Source organism: Humibacillus xanthopallidus (assembly GCF_006717145.1).
GTDB classification, from domain to species: domain Bacteria; phylum Actinomycetota; class Actinomycetes; order Actinomycetales; family Dermatophilaceae; genus Humibacillus; species Humibacillus xanthopallidus.
Window position 1 is genome coordinate 456,654 of record NZ_VFQF01000002.1, and the last position, 13,738, is coordinate 470,391.

Here is a 13,738-nt window from a genome sequence, read left to right on the forward strand (position 1 = left end):
CCAGCCGTGGCGGGATCGTTGAGGTCTCACACCGCCGCCCGCCGCATCCATCCAGCCGCGGCCGGATGGATGCGGTGTCAGGCCACCTGCCGGCGCAGGCAGTCGACCACGGCGCGCAGGTCCAGGCCGTATGCGCCGCGGCCTGTCGCGGCATACGCCTCGAGCCTCAGGACTGCTCGGTCCGCGAGCTGCTCCGCACCGGTCGGGTTGCCACGGGCGGCGTGGGTGAGGGCCACGCAGGCCTGGGCGAGGCCCTGCCACAGGTCGCGCTCCTCGGCCGGCCCGGCCTTCCAGCGCGCCTCGAGCACCTCGTGGGCGGAGAAGGGCCGCCCGCCGTCGACGAGCTCGCGCGCCACCCGGATGGTCTCGTCAGGAGGAAGCGGATCCTCCGACACTGGCTCGACGCCCTCGGCGCCGTAGGGCAGCGGTCGACCCAGCGCGTCGCGGGGTCTCGCCTGGCGCGCACGCCCGCGGGCGTCGCGGTCACGCTCGTTCGAGGGCACGACATCAGCCTCTCAGGAATCGCGAGCCGACGCGTCGCCGCGCCCACTCATCGGCAAGCTGGTCGCGGCGCCGGGTGAGGTGGGCACGCTCAGCAGCGTTGCCCGCGAGGGCGATCGCGCGGTCGTATGCCGTCCGCGACTCGCCGCTGCGACCCAGGCGCCGCAGCAGGTCGGCCCGCGTGGCGTGGAAGGCGTGATAGCCGTCGAGCGCCCCGGCGAGCCGGTCGACCTCGGCGAGGGCCACCGACGGTCCGTCGACCTCGGCGACGGCGACCGCGCGGTTGAGCCGCACGATCGGCGAGGGGTCGAGCGCCACGAGGCGGCCGTAGAGCGCGACGATCGTCGACCACTCGGTGTCGCGGGCCGACGGCGCATCGGTGTGCACCGAGCTGATCGCGGCCTGCAGCTGGTAGCGGCCGGGCGGCTCCCCACCGGCCGCCACCGCCGCGATGCGCTCGTCGACGAGCGCCCGGCCCTCGGCGATGAGGGCACGGTCCCAGGCGCCGCGGTCCTGCTCGTCGAGCGTCACCAGCTCGCCGGTGCGAGAGACGCGCGCCGACCGCCGGGCGTCGGTGAGGAGCATGAGGGCGAGCAGACCGGCCACCTCACCGTCCTCGGGCAGGAGGACCCGCAGCAGCCGGCCCAGGCGGATCGCCTCGTCGGTGAGGTCGACGCGCAGCGGGTCGTCGCCCGCACCGGTGAGGTAGCCCTCGTTGAAGACGAGGTAGACGACGGCGAGCACACCGGCGAGCCGCTCGCGGACGTCGTCGGCCGACGGCACGCGGTAGGGGATGCCGGCTGCCTTGATCTTCGCCTTGGCGCGGGTGATCCGCTGCGCCATGGCGGTCTCCTGCACGAGGAAGGCCCGGGCGATCTCGGCGACGGTGAGGCCGCCGAGCATCCGGAGGGTGAGCGCCACCCGGGCCTCCATCGCGAGCGCGGGGTGGCAGCAGGTGAAGACGAGTCGGAGCCGGTCGTCCTCGACCGGGCCGGTGGGCTCGGGGGGCGTGTCGTCGTGGGCCATGAGGGCCGCCTGGTGCTTGGCGTCGCGTCGGGACTCGCGACGCAGCCGGTCGATCCCCTTGCGGGTGGCCGTGGTCGTCAGCCAGCCGCCGGGGTTGGGTGGGATGCCGTCGCGCGGCCAGCGCTCGGCGGCCGTCGCGAAGGCCTCGGCCGCTGCATCCTCGGCGACGTCGAGGTCGCCGAAGCGGCGCGCGAGCCCCGCGACCACCCGTGCCCACTCCTCGTGGTGGACCCGGGTGAGGACGTCGTCGACGGGCGGTTCGGTCACAGCCCGTCGAGCCGGGCCATCCCGATGCCCCGGAACCGGTGGACCTCCTGCGGCCACCGGAGCACCGTCGCGAGCCGACCGGCCCAGTAGCGCGCCGTCTCGTCGTCGGGCACGTCGATGGCGCAGAAGCCGCCGAGGTGCTCCTTGGTCTCGGCGAACGGCCCGTCGGTGAAGACCGGCTTGCCGTCGACCGCCTCGACGCTGAAGAGCGCCGTCGAGCGGTCGAGCCCACCGTTGGTGAAGATGAGCACCCCCGCGGCCTGCATCTCGGCCACGACGGCCCTCGAGGCGACGCCCTTGTCGGTGATCTCCTCGGTCGTGTGGTCGGGCACCCACTCGTCGTTGAACGTGATCAGGTACTCCGGCATCGTCGTCTCCTCCCAGTCGTTGCGAGATCCTGCGGACCTGCGCGCGGCAGCCCGGTCGGCCGCTGCTCACCCGGTCTACGAACGCCCGCGCCTCGATACGACACCTACCATGTCCGGGTCAGTCACTGTCGCACACGAAGGTCGCCGAATGATCGAGATCCTGAGCCCCACCGAGCTCGCGCGTGCGAAGGAGACCGGCGGTCTCGTCGCCGACATCCTGCAGACGATGAAGAGCCGCAGCACCGCCGGCACCAACCTCTTCGACATCGACGACTGGGCCCGGGCCATGATCCTCGAGGCCGGAGCGGTGTCCTGCTACGTCGACTACGAGCCGTCATTCGGGCGAGGACCCTTCGGCCACTACATCTGCACCTCGGTCAACGACGCCGTGCTCCACGGGATGCCGCGCGACCAGGCGTTGGCGGACGGCGACCTCGTCTCGCTCGACCTCGCCGTCTCCCTCGGCGGGGTCGTGGCGGACTCCGCCATCAGCTTCGTCGTCGGCGACTCGCCGGAGCCTGAGAGTGTCGCGATGATCACCGCCACCGAGCGGGCCCTCGCGGCCGGCATCGCCGCCGCTGGACCGGGCGCGCGGATCGGCGACCTCTCCCACGCCATCGGTGAGGTCCTGACCGCCGCCGGCTACCCGGTCAACACCGAGTTCGGCGGTCACGGCGTCGGGTCGACGATGCACCAGGAGCCCCACGTGTCGAACGCCGGGCGGCCCGGCCGGGGATACACCCTGCGGCCGGGCCTGCTGCTGGCGCTGGAGCCGTGGGTCATGGCCGACACCGCCGAGCTCGTCACGGACGCCGACGGGTGGACGCTGCGCAGCGCGACCGGTTGCCGCACCGCCCACAGCGAGCACACGATAGCCATCACCCCGGACGGGGCCGAGATCCTCACTCTCCCAACGGTGCAGGGCTGAGGTCCGCCGTCAGAGCTCGCGCGCCGCGGGGATGATCCGCTCGCCGAAGATCTCGAGCTGGTCGGTGCTCGAGCCGTCCCACACGCCCGTGTGCACGTGCGTGATGCCGAGCTGCGCGAGCTCCCCGAGGTGGGCCAGCACCTCGTCGACCTTCTCGCCCTGGGCGCCGATGTCGAAGAAGCCCATGACGGTCTTGTCGATCTCGTCGTAGTCGCGACCGAGCGCGTCGCAGTGGCCGCGCAGCACGTCGAGCTTGTGGGCGAGGTCGGGGCTGTCGAAGAGGTTGCACGCCTGGGCGTACTGCGCGACCATCCGCAGCGTCTTCTTCTCTCCGCCGCCGCCGATGAGGATGGGCGGGTGCGGGCGCTGCACCGACTGCGGCGAGTTGAGCGTGCTGCCCAGCTGGTAGTGCTTGCCCGTGTAGGGCTCGTCGCTGTCGCTCCACATCTGCAGGCAGATCTGAAGGGTCTCCTCGAGCCGCTCGAAGCGCTCGGCGGTGGACGGGAACGGCAGCCCGAGCCCGACGCACTCCTCCTCGTTCCACGCCGCGCCGATGCCGAGCCAGGCGCGCCCCCTGGAGAGCACGTCGAGCGTCGTGACCTCCTTGGCGAGCAGGCCCGGCTCGCGGTAGATCGCGGCCGTGACCCACGCGAGCAGCTCGACGCGCTCGGTGACGGCGGCGAGGAAGCCGAGCGTCGTGTAGGCCTCGAGCATCTCGTGCTCCTTGGGGCCGACGCCGCGGATCTGCCAGACGTGATCCATGACGGAGAGCTTCGTGAAGCCGACCTCCTCCGCGAGCTTCGCGGTGCGGGTCAGGTCGTCGACGAAGGTGGCCGATCCGCCCGACCACGTGAAGTTGGCGAGGTGCAGTCCGATGTCCATGCCGAGCACACTACGTCTGACCCGTGGCGCGCGCTTCCAGCAAACCCTCAGGTATGCCGGTGCGTGGGCTCGCGCACCCCGCTCACGTATGCCGTCCGGCGGGCTCCACCCCGGCCGCTCGGTCCGCGCTCGCGCCCGCCTGGTCCGCGCTCGTGGCCTTCCGGTGCGCGGCGATGACCGAGGAGTAGAAGTGGCCCGAGTCCTTGACGGTGCGGTGCTGGGTGTCGTAGTCGACGCGCACGATGCCGAACCGGCGGTCGTAGCCCCAGGCCCACTCGAAGTTGTCGAGGAGCGACCACACGAGGTAGCCCCGCACGTCGGCGCCGGCGTCGAGGGCGTCCGCGACGGCGCCCAGGTGACGTACCAGGTAGTCGGTGCGCTCCGGGTCGCGCACCCGTCCGTCGGCGTCGACCTGGTCGTCGAACGCGGAGCCGTTCTCGGTGATGAGCAGGGGCAGGTCGGGGTAGCGACGCGACAGGCCGACGAGCAGCTCGGTGAAGCCGTCGGGGTCGATGTTCCAGCCCATCGCCGTGTGCGGCGGTGCGGTCGGCGGGAACTCGACGTGCTCGGCGCCGACCCACGGGCTCGCGCCGTCGCCGTGCCCGTCGGCGGTCGCCCTCGGCCGGCTGCCGTCGTAGTGGCGAACGACGCAGCTCGCGTAGTAGTTGACCCCGAGCGTCGTGAGCGGTGTCGTCAGGGCGTCGAGGTCGCCGTCGCGCACGAAGCCGAAGTCGGTGACACCCGCGACGTCGCGGACGAGGTCGTCGGGGTAGGTCCCCTCCATCATCGGCTGGAGGAAGGCGCGGTTGGCGAGCGCGTCGACCGTGCGCACCGCGTCGAGGTCGCGGGCGTCGGTCGGGTCAGCAGGCCGGGGCACGTGGAAGTTGAGCGCCGCGCCGATGCCCACGTCGTCGCCCACCGCCGCGCGAATCGCCTGTGATCCCAGGCCATGTGCGAGGTTGAGGTGGTGCACGGCCGCCATCGCCGCTGCGGGCTCGGTGCGACCCGGGGCGTGCACGCCCGCGGCATACCCGAGGTAGGCGCTGCACCACGGCTCGTTCAGCGTCAGCCACAGGGGGATCCGGTCGCCGAGCTGCCCGGCCACGAGCCCCGCGTAGTCGGCGAAGCGCAGGGCGGTCTCGCGCTCCGGCCACCCGCCGGCGTCCTCCAGCGGCTGGGGCAGGTCCCAGTGGTAGAGCGTGGGAACGGGGCGGATTCCCTTGTCCAGCAAGCCATCCACGAGACGCGAGTAGAAGTCGAGCCCCTCCTGGTTGACGGCGCCGCTCCCCGTGGGCTGGATGCGCGGCCAGGCGATGGAGAAACGGTAGGACTGGAGGCCGAGGTCGGCCATGAGTGCCACGTCGTCACGCCAGCGGTGGAAGTGGTCGACGGCGACGTCGCCGGTCTCCCCGCCGGCGGTGCGGCCCGGCGTGTGGCTGAAGGTGTCCCAGATCGAGGGCCCGCGGCCGCCCTCGTGCACCCCTCCCTCGATCTGGTAGGACGCGGTGGCAGCCCCCCAGCGGAAGCCCGCCGGGAAGCGTGCGGCGATGGTCTCGGGCGAAGCGGTCGTGCTGGTGTGGGTCATCGGGCATCTCCTTCGAGGTCGATCTCGAGCGTGCCCCCGTCGACCTCGACGGTAACCCCGCCGACCGCATACGGCAGGTCGGCGACCGGGGCGACGAGTCTCCCACCGGTGACGCGGACCCGCTCGGGGTCGCCGCCCGGGACGACGACGTGCCACGAGCCGTGGCCCTCGGGCCCGGAGGTGCGGCGGACGACGATCGTGTCGTCACGACGGCTCACGGCGAACACCGTGTCGTCCGCTCCTTCCCGGCCGGGCACGACGACGTCGCGATCGCCGTCGGCCAGCTCGACGAGCGCGAGCGTCACGCCGTCGGCCCAGTCGTACTCCGGGGTGTCGGTCCGGTCGCCGAGCGGCAGCACGGTGTCGGGCCGGACGAGCAGCGGCAGCGAGTCGAACCCGTGCTCCTCGCGCACCCAGCCCGGGCCGGTGACCGTGCGGCCGTCGAGCAGTGAGGTCCAGCGGCCGGCGGGCACGTAGTAGTCGACCTGCCCCTCGGCGGAGAACACCGGGGCGACGAGGAGGGAGTCTCCGAGGAGGTACTGCCGGTCGAGGTGGGCGACGGCGGGGTCGTCGGGGAACTCGAGGAGCATCGGGCGCATGACACCGACCCCCTCGGTCGTCACGTCGCGGCCGACCCGGCTGAGGTAGGGCATGAGCGCGAGCTTGAGCCGGGTGAAGCGGCGCGTCACGTCGACGGCCTCGTCGTCGAAGGCCCACGGCACCCGGTAGGAGTCGGATCCGTGGAGGCGGCTGTGGCTCGACATGAGCCCGAAGGCGACCCACCGCTTGAAGACCGCGGGGTCGGGCCTGCCCTCGAAGCCACCGATGTCGTGCGACCAGTAGCCGAAGCCGGAGTAGGCGAGCGAGAGCCCGCCGCGCAGCGACTCGGCCATCGACGGGAAGGTCGAGTCGCAGTCGCCGCCCCAGTGCACGGGGAACTGCTGGCCCCCGGCCGTCGCGGAGCGGGCGAAGAGCACGGCCTCGCCCTCGCCGCGCCGGTCGCGCAGGAGGTCGAAGACGGCGCGGTTGTAGACCTGCGCGTAGTAGTTGTGCATCCGCTCGGGATCCGAGCCATCGTGCCAGACGACGTCGGTCGGGATGCGCTCGCCGAAGTCGGTCTTGAAGGCGTCGACCCCGATGTCGAGGAGGCGGTCGAGGTGGCCCGTGAACCAGTCGACCGCGGCGGGGTTCGTGAAGTCGACGAGGCCCATCCCGGCCTGCCACTTGTCCCACTGCCAGACGCTGCCGTCGGGGCGCCGCACGAGATAGCCCTTCTCCATACCCTCGGTGAAGAGCGCCGACCGCTGGGCGATGTAGGGGTTGATCCACACGCAGATGCGCAGTCCCTTGGCCTTGAGTCGGCGGATCATGCCCTCCGGGTCGGGGAAGGTCGCCGGGTCCCACACGAAGTCGCACCAGTGGAACTCGCGCATCCAGAAGCAGTCGAAGTGGAAGACCGACAGGGGCAGCCCTCGCTCGGCCATGCCGTCGACGAAGGAGGTCACCGTCGCCTCGTCGTAGCTCGTGGTGAACGACGTCGAGAGCCAGAGTCCGTAGGACCAGGCCGGCACCTGGGGCGCGCGTCCGGTCAGCGCCGTGTAGGTCGCGAGGATCTCCTTGGGCGTGGCGCCGTGGATGACGTAGTACTCGAGCTGCTCGCCGGCGACGGAGAACTGCGTCGCCGAGACGGCCTCGGAGCCGACCTCGAACGACACCTCCTCGGGGTGACGCACGAAGACGCCGTAGCCGGCGTTCGTGAGGTAGAACGGCACGTTCTTGTAGGCCTGCTCGCTGCTCGTGCCGCCGTCGGCGTTCCAGATGTCGACGGTCTGCCCGTTCTTGACGAGCGGGCCGAAGCGCTCGCCGAGCCCGTAGACGAGGTCGCCGACGCCGAGGGCCAGCTGGTCGACCGCCCAGGTCTGCCCGTCCCCGCCGAGGGCGACGCCGGTGCCGCGAGGCATCGACGACGTGAGCTCGCGTCCGTCCGCGACGAAGCGGACGGCATACCCCTCGCCCCTGGCGACGTGGACGCTGAGCCGGCCGGCCGTGAGTACCCCGCCCGTCTCGTCGACGGTGGCCGTCGGGGTGCCCGTGGGGCTGGCCGCGGCACTGCTCGCGAGGGCGAACTGCGGGTGGCGGGGGAGCCCGCCCTCGTGGCGGGTCAGGCGCACCCCGATGACGTCGGGCATGGGGGAGTGGAAGCGGACCGTGAGCAGCGGGCGGTTGAGCGTGTCGCCCCGCGTGCCGATGCGCGCCGTCGGGGCGTATGCCGTGAGGCTGCGGCCGTCGTCGCCGACCTCGAGGTCGCGCACCTCTGCAGGACGCAGCAGGGTGACGTCCGCGCGCGTCTGCCAGTAGCCGTCGGTGAACTTCATGGGTGATCGGGTTCGCTTTCGTGTGAGGGAAGTTCAGGTCACTTCTCGGCCCCGGCCATGACGCCGCGGGTCAGGGTGCGCTGGAAGATGAGGAAGAAGATGACGCACGGGATGAGCGAGATGAGCGCGCCCGCGTTCGTCGTCGGCGCGTCCATGAGGCGGTCGCCCTGGAGGGTGGCGAGCGCGACCGGCACCGTCTGCGTGCTGTTGGAGATGAGCATCACGAGCGGGATGAAGAACTCGTTCCACGTCCAGATGAAGAAGAAGATGAGCAGGACCGAGAGGGTCGGCCGGGTGATCGGGAAGATGACCCGCCACAGCACCTGCCAGCGGCTGGCGCCGTCGAGCCGGGCCGCCTCGAGCACCGAGCGGGGGAACGTGCTGAGCACCGAGGAGAGCAGGTAGGTGCCGAAGGCGCTCTGGATGACGGTGAAGATGATGATGACCGACAGCTGGGTGTTGTAGAGGCCGACCTGCTTCGCGAAGAAGTAGAGCGGATAGACGAGGGCCTCCTGCGGCAGCATGTTGGCGAGCAGGAACAGGCCGATGATCCAGACCCGGCCCTTGACCCGCCCGATGCCGAGGGCGAAGGCGTTGAGCAGCGAGATGACGGTGGCGGCGACGGCGACGGTGCCCGAGATGACGATCGAGTTGAGCAGCTTCTGCGGGTAGTTGACCTGGTTCCAGTAGGTCGTCAGGCCCTGCGTGTAGAGCTCCGTCGGCAGGCTGAGGGGGCCGTTCGTGCTGTAGTCGGACGGCGACTTGAAGGCGTTGAGGAGCATGAGGAGGAAGGGCGCGACGACGGCCAGCGCCGTGACGGTGACGAGCACGAGGACGACCCAGCGGCCGGGGCCGCGGGTGAAGCGGCTGCGCACGGCGGGTGCTCCGGGGGCCGCTCCCGGGGCGGGCGACGTGCTGGTCGGGTCGCCGGCACCGGCTGCGCCCGTGGTGGTGGGGGTGACGATGACGCTCATGGCTCAGGCGTCCTTTCGCTCGGCGCGGGCCTGGAAGACCATGAAGCCGGCGGCGACGAGCACGATGATGAGCGTGAGGACCGTGGCGATGGCCGCCCCGTAGCCGACGTCGAGCTTCTTGAAGAAGGTCGTGTAGGCGAAGTAGGAGGGCACGTTCGTCGTGTTCTCCGGACCGCCCCGGGTGAGGGCGAAGATCGGTCCGAAGACCTTGAGCGCGGCGATGGTGCAGGTGAGCGCCACGACGTAGGTCTCGGGCCGGATCTGCGGGATCGTGATGGCGCGCAGGCGTGCCCACCAGCCGGCACCGTCGAGCTCGGCCGCCTCGTAGAGCTCGGGATCGACGCGGCCGAGGGCCGCCATGAAGATGACCACGGGGTAGCCGATCTGCACCCACACCATGACGAGCATGACCGTCGGCAGGGCGAAGGACGGGTCGCCGAGCCAGTCCTGCGCGAGGGAGCCGAGCCCGACCGCATCGAGGATCGCGTTGACGGCGCCGTCCGGGCGGAGGATCCAGCCCCAGACGATGCCCGCCACGACGACCGGCAGGATCTGCGGGAGGTAGAACGTCGCCCGCAGCACCGACACGACGCTGCCGCGGAAGCGGCGGCCGAGGTAGTCGAAGAGGACGGCCGCGAGCACGAGGCCGATGATCGTCGGCACGACGACCATGGCGACGATCATGGCGAGGGAGTTGCGGAACGAGGTCCAGAAGAGCTCGTCGGAGAAGAGCCGGGTGTACTGGTGCAGCCCGACGAACTTCGGGGTGCCGATGCCCGACCAGCGGGTCAGCGACAGGTAGATGTTGTAGACGAGCGGGATCGCGATGACCGCGGTGAAGAGGACGGCGCCCGGCAGGAAGTACGTCCAGTAGGAGCGCTCGCGGCGGGCTGGTCGGGGCTGACGGGGCTGGCCGGACTGGCGCGGCGTGCCGGTCCGGTGGGGCCGGCGGGTCTGGGTGGTGGTCGACATGGTTACCTCCGGTGTCGGGGTGGGGCGGGCGGGCCGCCCCACCCCGCGTCAGGGCCGTTGTTGGCGCCACGGACCTACTTGGACTGCATCTCCTTGACGCCGTCCTGGTAGGGCTTCTCGAGCGACGCCAGCACCGCGGAGGGGTCCTTCGACTGGTTGATGAGCCCCTGGAGGCTCGAGACGATGACGTCGTAGTAGCCGGGCACGGGCCAGTCGGGATAGAAGGCCAGGCCGTCCTGCTTCAGCAGGGTGGCGAAGTTCTCCGTCATCTGGCGGGTGCGGGGGTCCTTGATCTGCGACGGGTCGCCGGCGACGGGGAGCCCGCCCTTCTCGCCGAGGATGTTCTGCACCTCGGGGCGCATCGTGATGTCGATGAAGTCGTACGCGAGCGACTTGGCCTTGGAGTTCGTCGGGACGACCCAGAGGTTGCCCGACGAGCCGGCGTTGAGCGTGTTGCCGGGGAAGAGCATGGTGCCCCAGTCGAAGCCCTTGATCTCGTCGTTGAAGCGGCCGAACCACCAGCTGCCCGAGACGATCATGGGCGTCTTGCCGGCGATGAACGCCGTGCCCATGTCCTCGGCCTTGGCGCTCGCCGTGTCCTTGGCGATGTAGCCGGCCTTGACCCACGAGTCGAAGGTCTCGGCGCCGTACTTCAGCGGGTCGGCCTTGAAGTCGACGGGGCCCTTGTAGAGCTGGTAGTTGTTCACGAAGGACCGGTCGGCCTTGGAGAGCGCGAGCTGGTAGTAGAGCTGGCCGGCGGGGTACTCGGCGCCGGACATGCCCAGACCTGCGATCCCCTTGGCCTTGAACGCCGCCAGGGCGGACTCGAGCTCTGCGAAGGTCTTCGGCAGCGCGACGCCGTTCTTCGTGAAGAGGTCCTTGTTGTAGTAGACCATCACGTACTCGCCGTAGTTCGGCACGCCGTACCAGGTGTTGCCACCCATGACGCCCTTGTCGTCGTACTTGGCGGTGGTCTGCAGGCTGGGGCTCAGCTTCTTGTCCCAGCCGCGCTTCTGGGCCTCGGCGGTCAGGTCGGTGAGCAGACCCTGCGAGGCGAGGAGGCCGGCGGTCGCGTTGCCCTTGTTGTACTCCATGAGGTCGGGGCCCTCGGTGCTGTTGAGGATCATCCCGGCGTTCTGCTGGATCTGCTCGAACGCCTTGCGCTCGAACTCGACCGTGACGCCGGGGTGCTCCTTCTTGAAGATCTCGATGGCCTTGTCCCAGGCCGCGCCCATGGCGCCGTTGGCGCTCTCGTAGTGCCAGAGCTTGAGGGTCGTGGCGCCGGTGTCCTCGGCGGACGACCCCGCCCCTGCTCCGGTCGCGTCGCCGCTGCAGGCGCTGAGGGCCAGGACGCCGACGGCGACGGCCGCCAGGGCGACTCGAGGGAAGGAAAACGTCATTGTTCGCTCCTTGGTGGGAAGTTGTCGAAGCGCTTCGACTGTGACATCGACGAGGGCCATCCGTCAATAGTTTCGTCGGGGGACTTAATGTGCGATGGTGCGTCTGAGCACGAGGGAGGAGATGACATGTCGGGGACGCCTACCCTGCACGCAGGCGCGGCTCCGCTCGCCTATGGTGAGCGCATGCCCACGATTGCCGACGTGGCCCGCGAGGCTGGGGTCGCGCCGAGCACGGTGTCCTACGTCCTCAGCGGCAAGCGCACCATCTCCGCCGAGACCCGTGCGCGGGTCGAGGCCGGCATCGCTCGGCTCGGCTACCGACCCAATGCCGGCGCCCGCGCCCTCGCGAGTGCGAGCACCAAGATCGTCGGTCTCGTCGTGCCCCTGCGCACCGACGTCAACGTGCCCGTCATCATGCAGTTCGTCGCCGCGATCACCGTCGAGTGCCGGCGTCACGACTACGACGTCCTGCTGCTCACCAGGGACGAGGGGCCCGAGGCCGTGAGCCGCGTGGTGCAGGGCTCGATGGCCGACGCGATCATCGTCATGGACGTCGAGGCCGACGAGCCTCGCCTCGAGAGCCTGCGGGGCACAGGCTTTCCCGTCGTGCTCATCGGCGTGCCAGACTCGCCGGGTGAGTTCGCCTGTGTTGACTTGGATTTCGCGGCTGCGGCGCAGTTGTGCGTCGAGCGTCTCGCCGAGCTCGGGCACACCCACATCTCGCTGCTCGGGGCGACGCCTGCGGTCTACGACCGGGGCACGAGCTATGCGTTGCGCTTCCGCGCCGGCTTCGAGGAGGCGTCCCGGTCGCTCGGCGTCAGCGGCTCGGTGCACGCCGTCGGGGCAGGCCACCATGAGGTCGAGTCGGTCGTCGACCGGCTGCTGCGCGAGGAGCCCGAGGTGACGGGACTCGTCGTGCACAACGAGGCTGCGCTCTCGCCGCTGCTCCAGGCGCTGCGCGTGTGCGGGCACGAGGTGCCGGGCGGCATGTCCGTCGTCGCCCTGTGCCCCGACGACATCGCTGAGACCCAGGCGGTGCCGCTCGATGCCGTCTCGATCCCGGCGAACGACGTCGGCCGCCGGGCGGTCGAGCTCGCGATGAGCCAGCTGCGGGGCGAAGCGGTCGAGCAGGAGCTCCTGCCGCCGCACCTGACCGTGCGCGGCAGCGCCGTTCCGCCCCGCCGCGGGTGAGGGGAGCCTACGTGACGGAGTCGACTCGCACGACCGCCCCGCCGGCCGCCCATCCGGGCAGTGACCGGGCGCCCGTCACCGGCGCACGGCAGGCCCTCCTGCGCGAGACCAACCTCGCCCTCGTCGTCAGCGCGGTGCTCGGCTCGCCGTCGCCACGATCGCGGGCCGACGTCGCAGGCCTCACGGGCATGACCCGGTCGACGGTGTCGCGCCTCGTCGACGAGCTCGTCGCCGGTGGGCTGCTCGTCGAGCTCGCGCAGGTCGCGGCCTCCCGGCCCGGTCGCCCCGCCACCCCGCTGGCAGCGAGCCGTCGAGTCGCCGCCCTCGGCCTCCAGGTCAATGCCGGCTCGCTCGCGGCCACCGTGGTCGCGCTCGACGGAACCCGCGTCGCCGAGGCCGTCGACGAGGGCGACTTCGTCGACAGCGAGCCCGGACCGGTGCTCGCACGCCTCGGACGTCTGGCTCGGGCCACCATCGACGGGCTCCCCTCCGGCACAAGGCTGGTCGGCTGCGGGCTCGCCCTGCCGGGCATCGTCTCGATCGGCCCGGGAGTGCTCCTGCGCGCGCCCAACCTCGGGTGGTCGGACGTGCGTCCGTGCGACCACCTGAGCCCTGAGGTGCTCGGCGGCCTCGACCTCCGGCTCGGCAACGAGGCCGACCTCGCCGCTCTCACAGTTGCCCAGGAGGCGCCGGGGCGACCCGGCCCGCTGGCCGACTTCATCTACCTCTCGGGCGAGATCGGCATCGGTGGGGCGGCCGTCGTCGACGGTCGCGTCATGACAGGACGCCACGGTTGGGCCGGCGAGATCGGCCACGTCTGCGTGGACCCCGACGGCCCCGCGTGCCCCTGCGGGTCCACGGGCTGCCTCGAGCGGTATGCCGGTCGGCACGCCCTGCTCGAAGCCGCGGGGATGCCCCACGACGCGGACCCCACGGAGCTCGCCGAACGCATACGGGCTGGGGACGTCGATGCCACTGCGGCGCTCGACCGGGCCGCGTGGGCCCTCGCGACGGCCCTGGCCGGCGTCGTCAACGTGCTCGACCTGCCGGTCATCGTGCTCGGTGGACACCTCGGCCGGCTCGTCGACGTGCTGCGACCCCGGCTCGAGCCGCAGCTGAGCAGGCGCGTGCTCTCGAGCCGGTGGCTGCCGCCGACCATCGAGGTCGCCGGCGACGACCCGGCCCCGGGTGCGACGGGTGCGGCGCTGGCCGAGCTGGCGCAGGTCGTCGACCACCCGGCCCGCTGGCTCTGAGACGGCGGGGGCGCCC

12 protein-coding genes are annotated in these 13,738 nt (G+C 71.2%); 3 read left to right on the forward strand and 9 right to left on the reverse strand.

Translation table 11 applies throughout. The annotated features are described in order from the left end of the window. Window positions 1–77: 77 nt before the first annotated feature. From FHX52_RS12985 to FHX52_RS12995, 3 genes are read right to left on the reverse strand one after another with little or no spacing between them, the layout of a single operon-like run. Window positions 78–503 carry a DUF309 domain-containing protein gene (locus tag FHX52_RS12985; RefSeq protein ID WP_141822652.1) on the reverse strand — a complete coding sequence of 142 codons (426 nt, stop codon included), beginning with the start codon at window positions 501–503 and terminating at the stop codon, window positions 78–80. Window positions 504–507: 4 nt separating this feature from the next. Further along, entirely contained in the window at window positions 508–1,794 is a 1,287-nt protein-coding gene (locus FHX52_RS12990) for an RNA polymerase sigma factor (RefSeq protein ID WP_141822654.1), read from the reverse strand. Next, on the reverse strand, window positions 1,791–2,162 hold the full coding sequence (locus tag FHX52_RS12995) for a YciI family protein (RefSeq protein WP_141822656.1): 372 nt from the start codon (window positions 2,160–2,162) through the stop codon (window positions 1,791–1,793). The genes FHX52_RS12990 and FHX52_RS12995 overlap by 4 nt, the downstream gene beginning before the upstream one ends. Window positions 2,163–2,310: 148 nt before the next feature. Here FHX52_RS12995 and map point away from each other — a divergent pair, with 148 nt between their 5' ends. Further along, entirely contained in the window at window positions 2,311–3,090 is a 780-nt protein-coding gene (map, locus tag FHX52_RS13000; RefSeq protein ID WP_141822658.1) for a type I methionyl aminopeptidase, read from the forward strand. 9 nt (window positions 3,091–3,099) lie between these two features. Here map and FHX52_RS13005 read toward each other — a convergent pair whose 3' ends face one another. The 6 genes from FHX52_RS13005 to FHX52_RS13030 all read right to left on the reverse strand — a co-directional run bounded on the left by FHX52_RS13005 (window position 3,100) and on the right by FHX52_RS13030 (window position 11,278). Continuing rightward, on the reverse strand, window positions 3,100–3,972 hold the full coding sequence (locus tag FHX52_RS13005) for an LLM class F420-dependent oxidoreductase (protein ID WP_141822660.1): 873 nt from the start codon (window positions 3,970–3,972) through the stop codon (window positions 3,100–3,102). An 82-nt stretch (window positions 3,973–4,054) separates the two neighbouring features. Continuing rightward, window positions 4,055–5,557 carry a GH1 family beta-glucosidase gene (locus FHX52_RS13010; RefSeq protein ID WP_141822662.1) on the reverse strand — a complete coding sequence of 501 codons (1,503 nt, stop codon included), beginning with the start codon at window positions 5,555–5,557 and terminating at the stop codon, window positions 4,055–4,057. Then, a complete protein-coding gene (yicI, locus tag FHX52_RS13015) occupies window positions 5,554–7,932 on the reverse strand; it encodes an alpha-xylosidase (RefSeq protein WP_141822664.1) in 2,379 nt (792 codons plus the stop codon). The genes FHX52_RS13010 and yicI overlap by 4 nt, the downstream gene beginning before the upstream one ends. 38 nt (window positions 7,933–7,970) lie before the next feature. Beyond that, window positions 7,971–8,906, reverse strand: coding sequence for a carbohydrate ABC transporter permease (locus FHX52_RS13020; RefSeq protein WP_141822666.1), 936 nt, complete (start codon window positions 8,904–8,906; stop codon window positions 7,971–7,973). 3 nt (window positions 8,907–8,909) lie between these two features. Beyond that, the gene (locus FHX52_RS13025; RefSeq protein WP_141822668.1) at window positions 8,910–9,878 is read right to left on the reverse strand and encodes a carbohydrate ABC transporter permease; all 969 of its coding nucleotides are present in this window, start codon (window positions 9,876–9,878) and stop codon (window positions 8,910–8,912) included. A 74-nt stretch (window positions 9,879–9,952) separates the two neighbouring features. Continuing rightward, window positions 9,953–11,278 (reverse strand): ABC transporter substrate-binding protein, encoded by a 1,326-nt coding sequence (locus FHX52_RS13030; RefSeq protein WP_141822670.1) that lies wholly within the window; start codon window positions 11,276–11,278, stop codon window positions 9,953–9,955. A gap of 183 nt (window positions 11,279–11,461) precedes the next feature. Between FHX52_RS13030 and FHX52_RS13035 the strand changes: the two genes are divergently transcribed. Both FHX52_RS13035 and FHX52_RS13040 read left to right on the forward strand, forming a co-directional pair. Beyond that, complete coding sequence (locus FHX52_RS13035) at window positions 11,462–12,469, forward strand: LacI family DNA-binding transcriptional regulator (protein WP_141822672.1); 1,008 nt, start codon at window positions 11,462–11,464, stop codon at window positions 12,467–12,469. 11 nt (window positions 12,470–12,480) lie between these two features. After that, window positions 12,481–13,722 carry an ROK family transcriptional regulator gene (locus FHX52_RS13040; RefSeq protein WP_141822674.1) on the forward strand — a complete coding sequence of 414 codons (1,242 nt, stop codon included), beginning with the start codon at window positions 12,481–12,483 and terminating at the stop codon, window positions 13,720–13,722. Window positions 13,723–13,738: the final 16 nt, after the last annotated feature.

Coding starts and splice junctions, on each gene's coding strand:
- FHX52_RS12995 (WP_141822656.1), bottom strand. CDS start 2,162: ATGCCGGAGTACCTGATCACGTTCAACGACGAGTGGGTGCCCGACCAC.
- map (WP_141822658.1), top strand. CDS start 2,311: ATGATCGAGATCCTGAGCCCCACCGAGCTCGCGCGTGCGAAGGAGACC.
- FHX52_RS13005 (WP_141822660.1), bottom strand. CDS start 3,972: ATGGACATCGGACTGCACCTCGCCAACTTCACGTGGTCGGGCGGATCG.
- FHX52_RS13010 (WP_141822662.1), bottom strand. CDS start 5,557: ATGACCCACACCAGCACGACCGCTTCGCCCGAGACCATCGCCGCACGC.
- yicI (WP_141822664.1), bottom strand. CDS start 7,932: ATGAAGTTCACCGACGGCTACTGGCAGACGCGCGCGGACGTCACCCTG.
- FHX52_RS13020 (WP_141822666.1), bottom strand. CDS start 8,906: ATGAGCGTCATCGTCACCCCCACCACCACGGGCGCAGCCGGTGCCGGC.
- FHX52_RS13025 (WP_141822668.1), bottom strand. CDS start 9,878: ATGTCGACCACCACCCAGACCCGCCGGCCCCACCGGACCGGCACGCCG.
- FHX52_RS13030 (WP_141822670.1), bottom strand. CDS start 11,278: ATGACGTTTTCCTTCCCTCGAGTCGCCCTGGCGGCCGTCGCCGTCGGC.
- FHX52_RS13035 (WP_141822672.1), top strand. CDS start 11,462: ATGCCCACGATTGCCGACGTGGCCCGCGAGGCTGGGGTCGCGCCGAGC.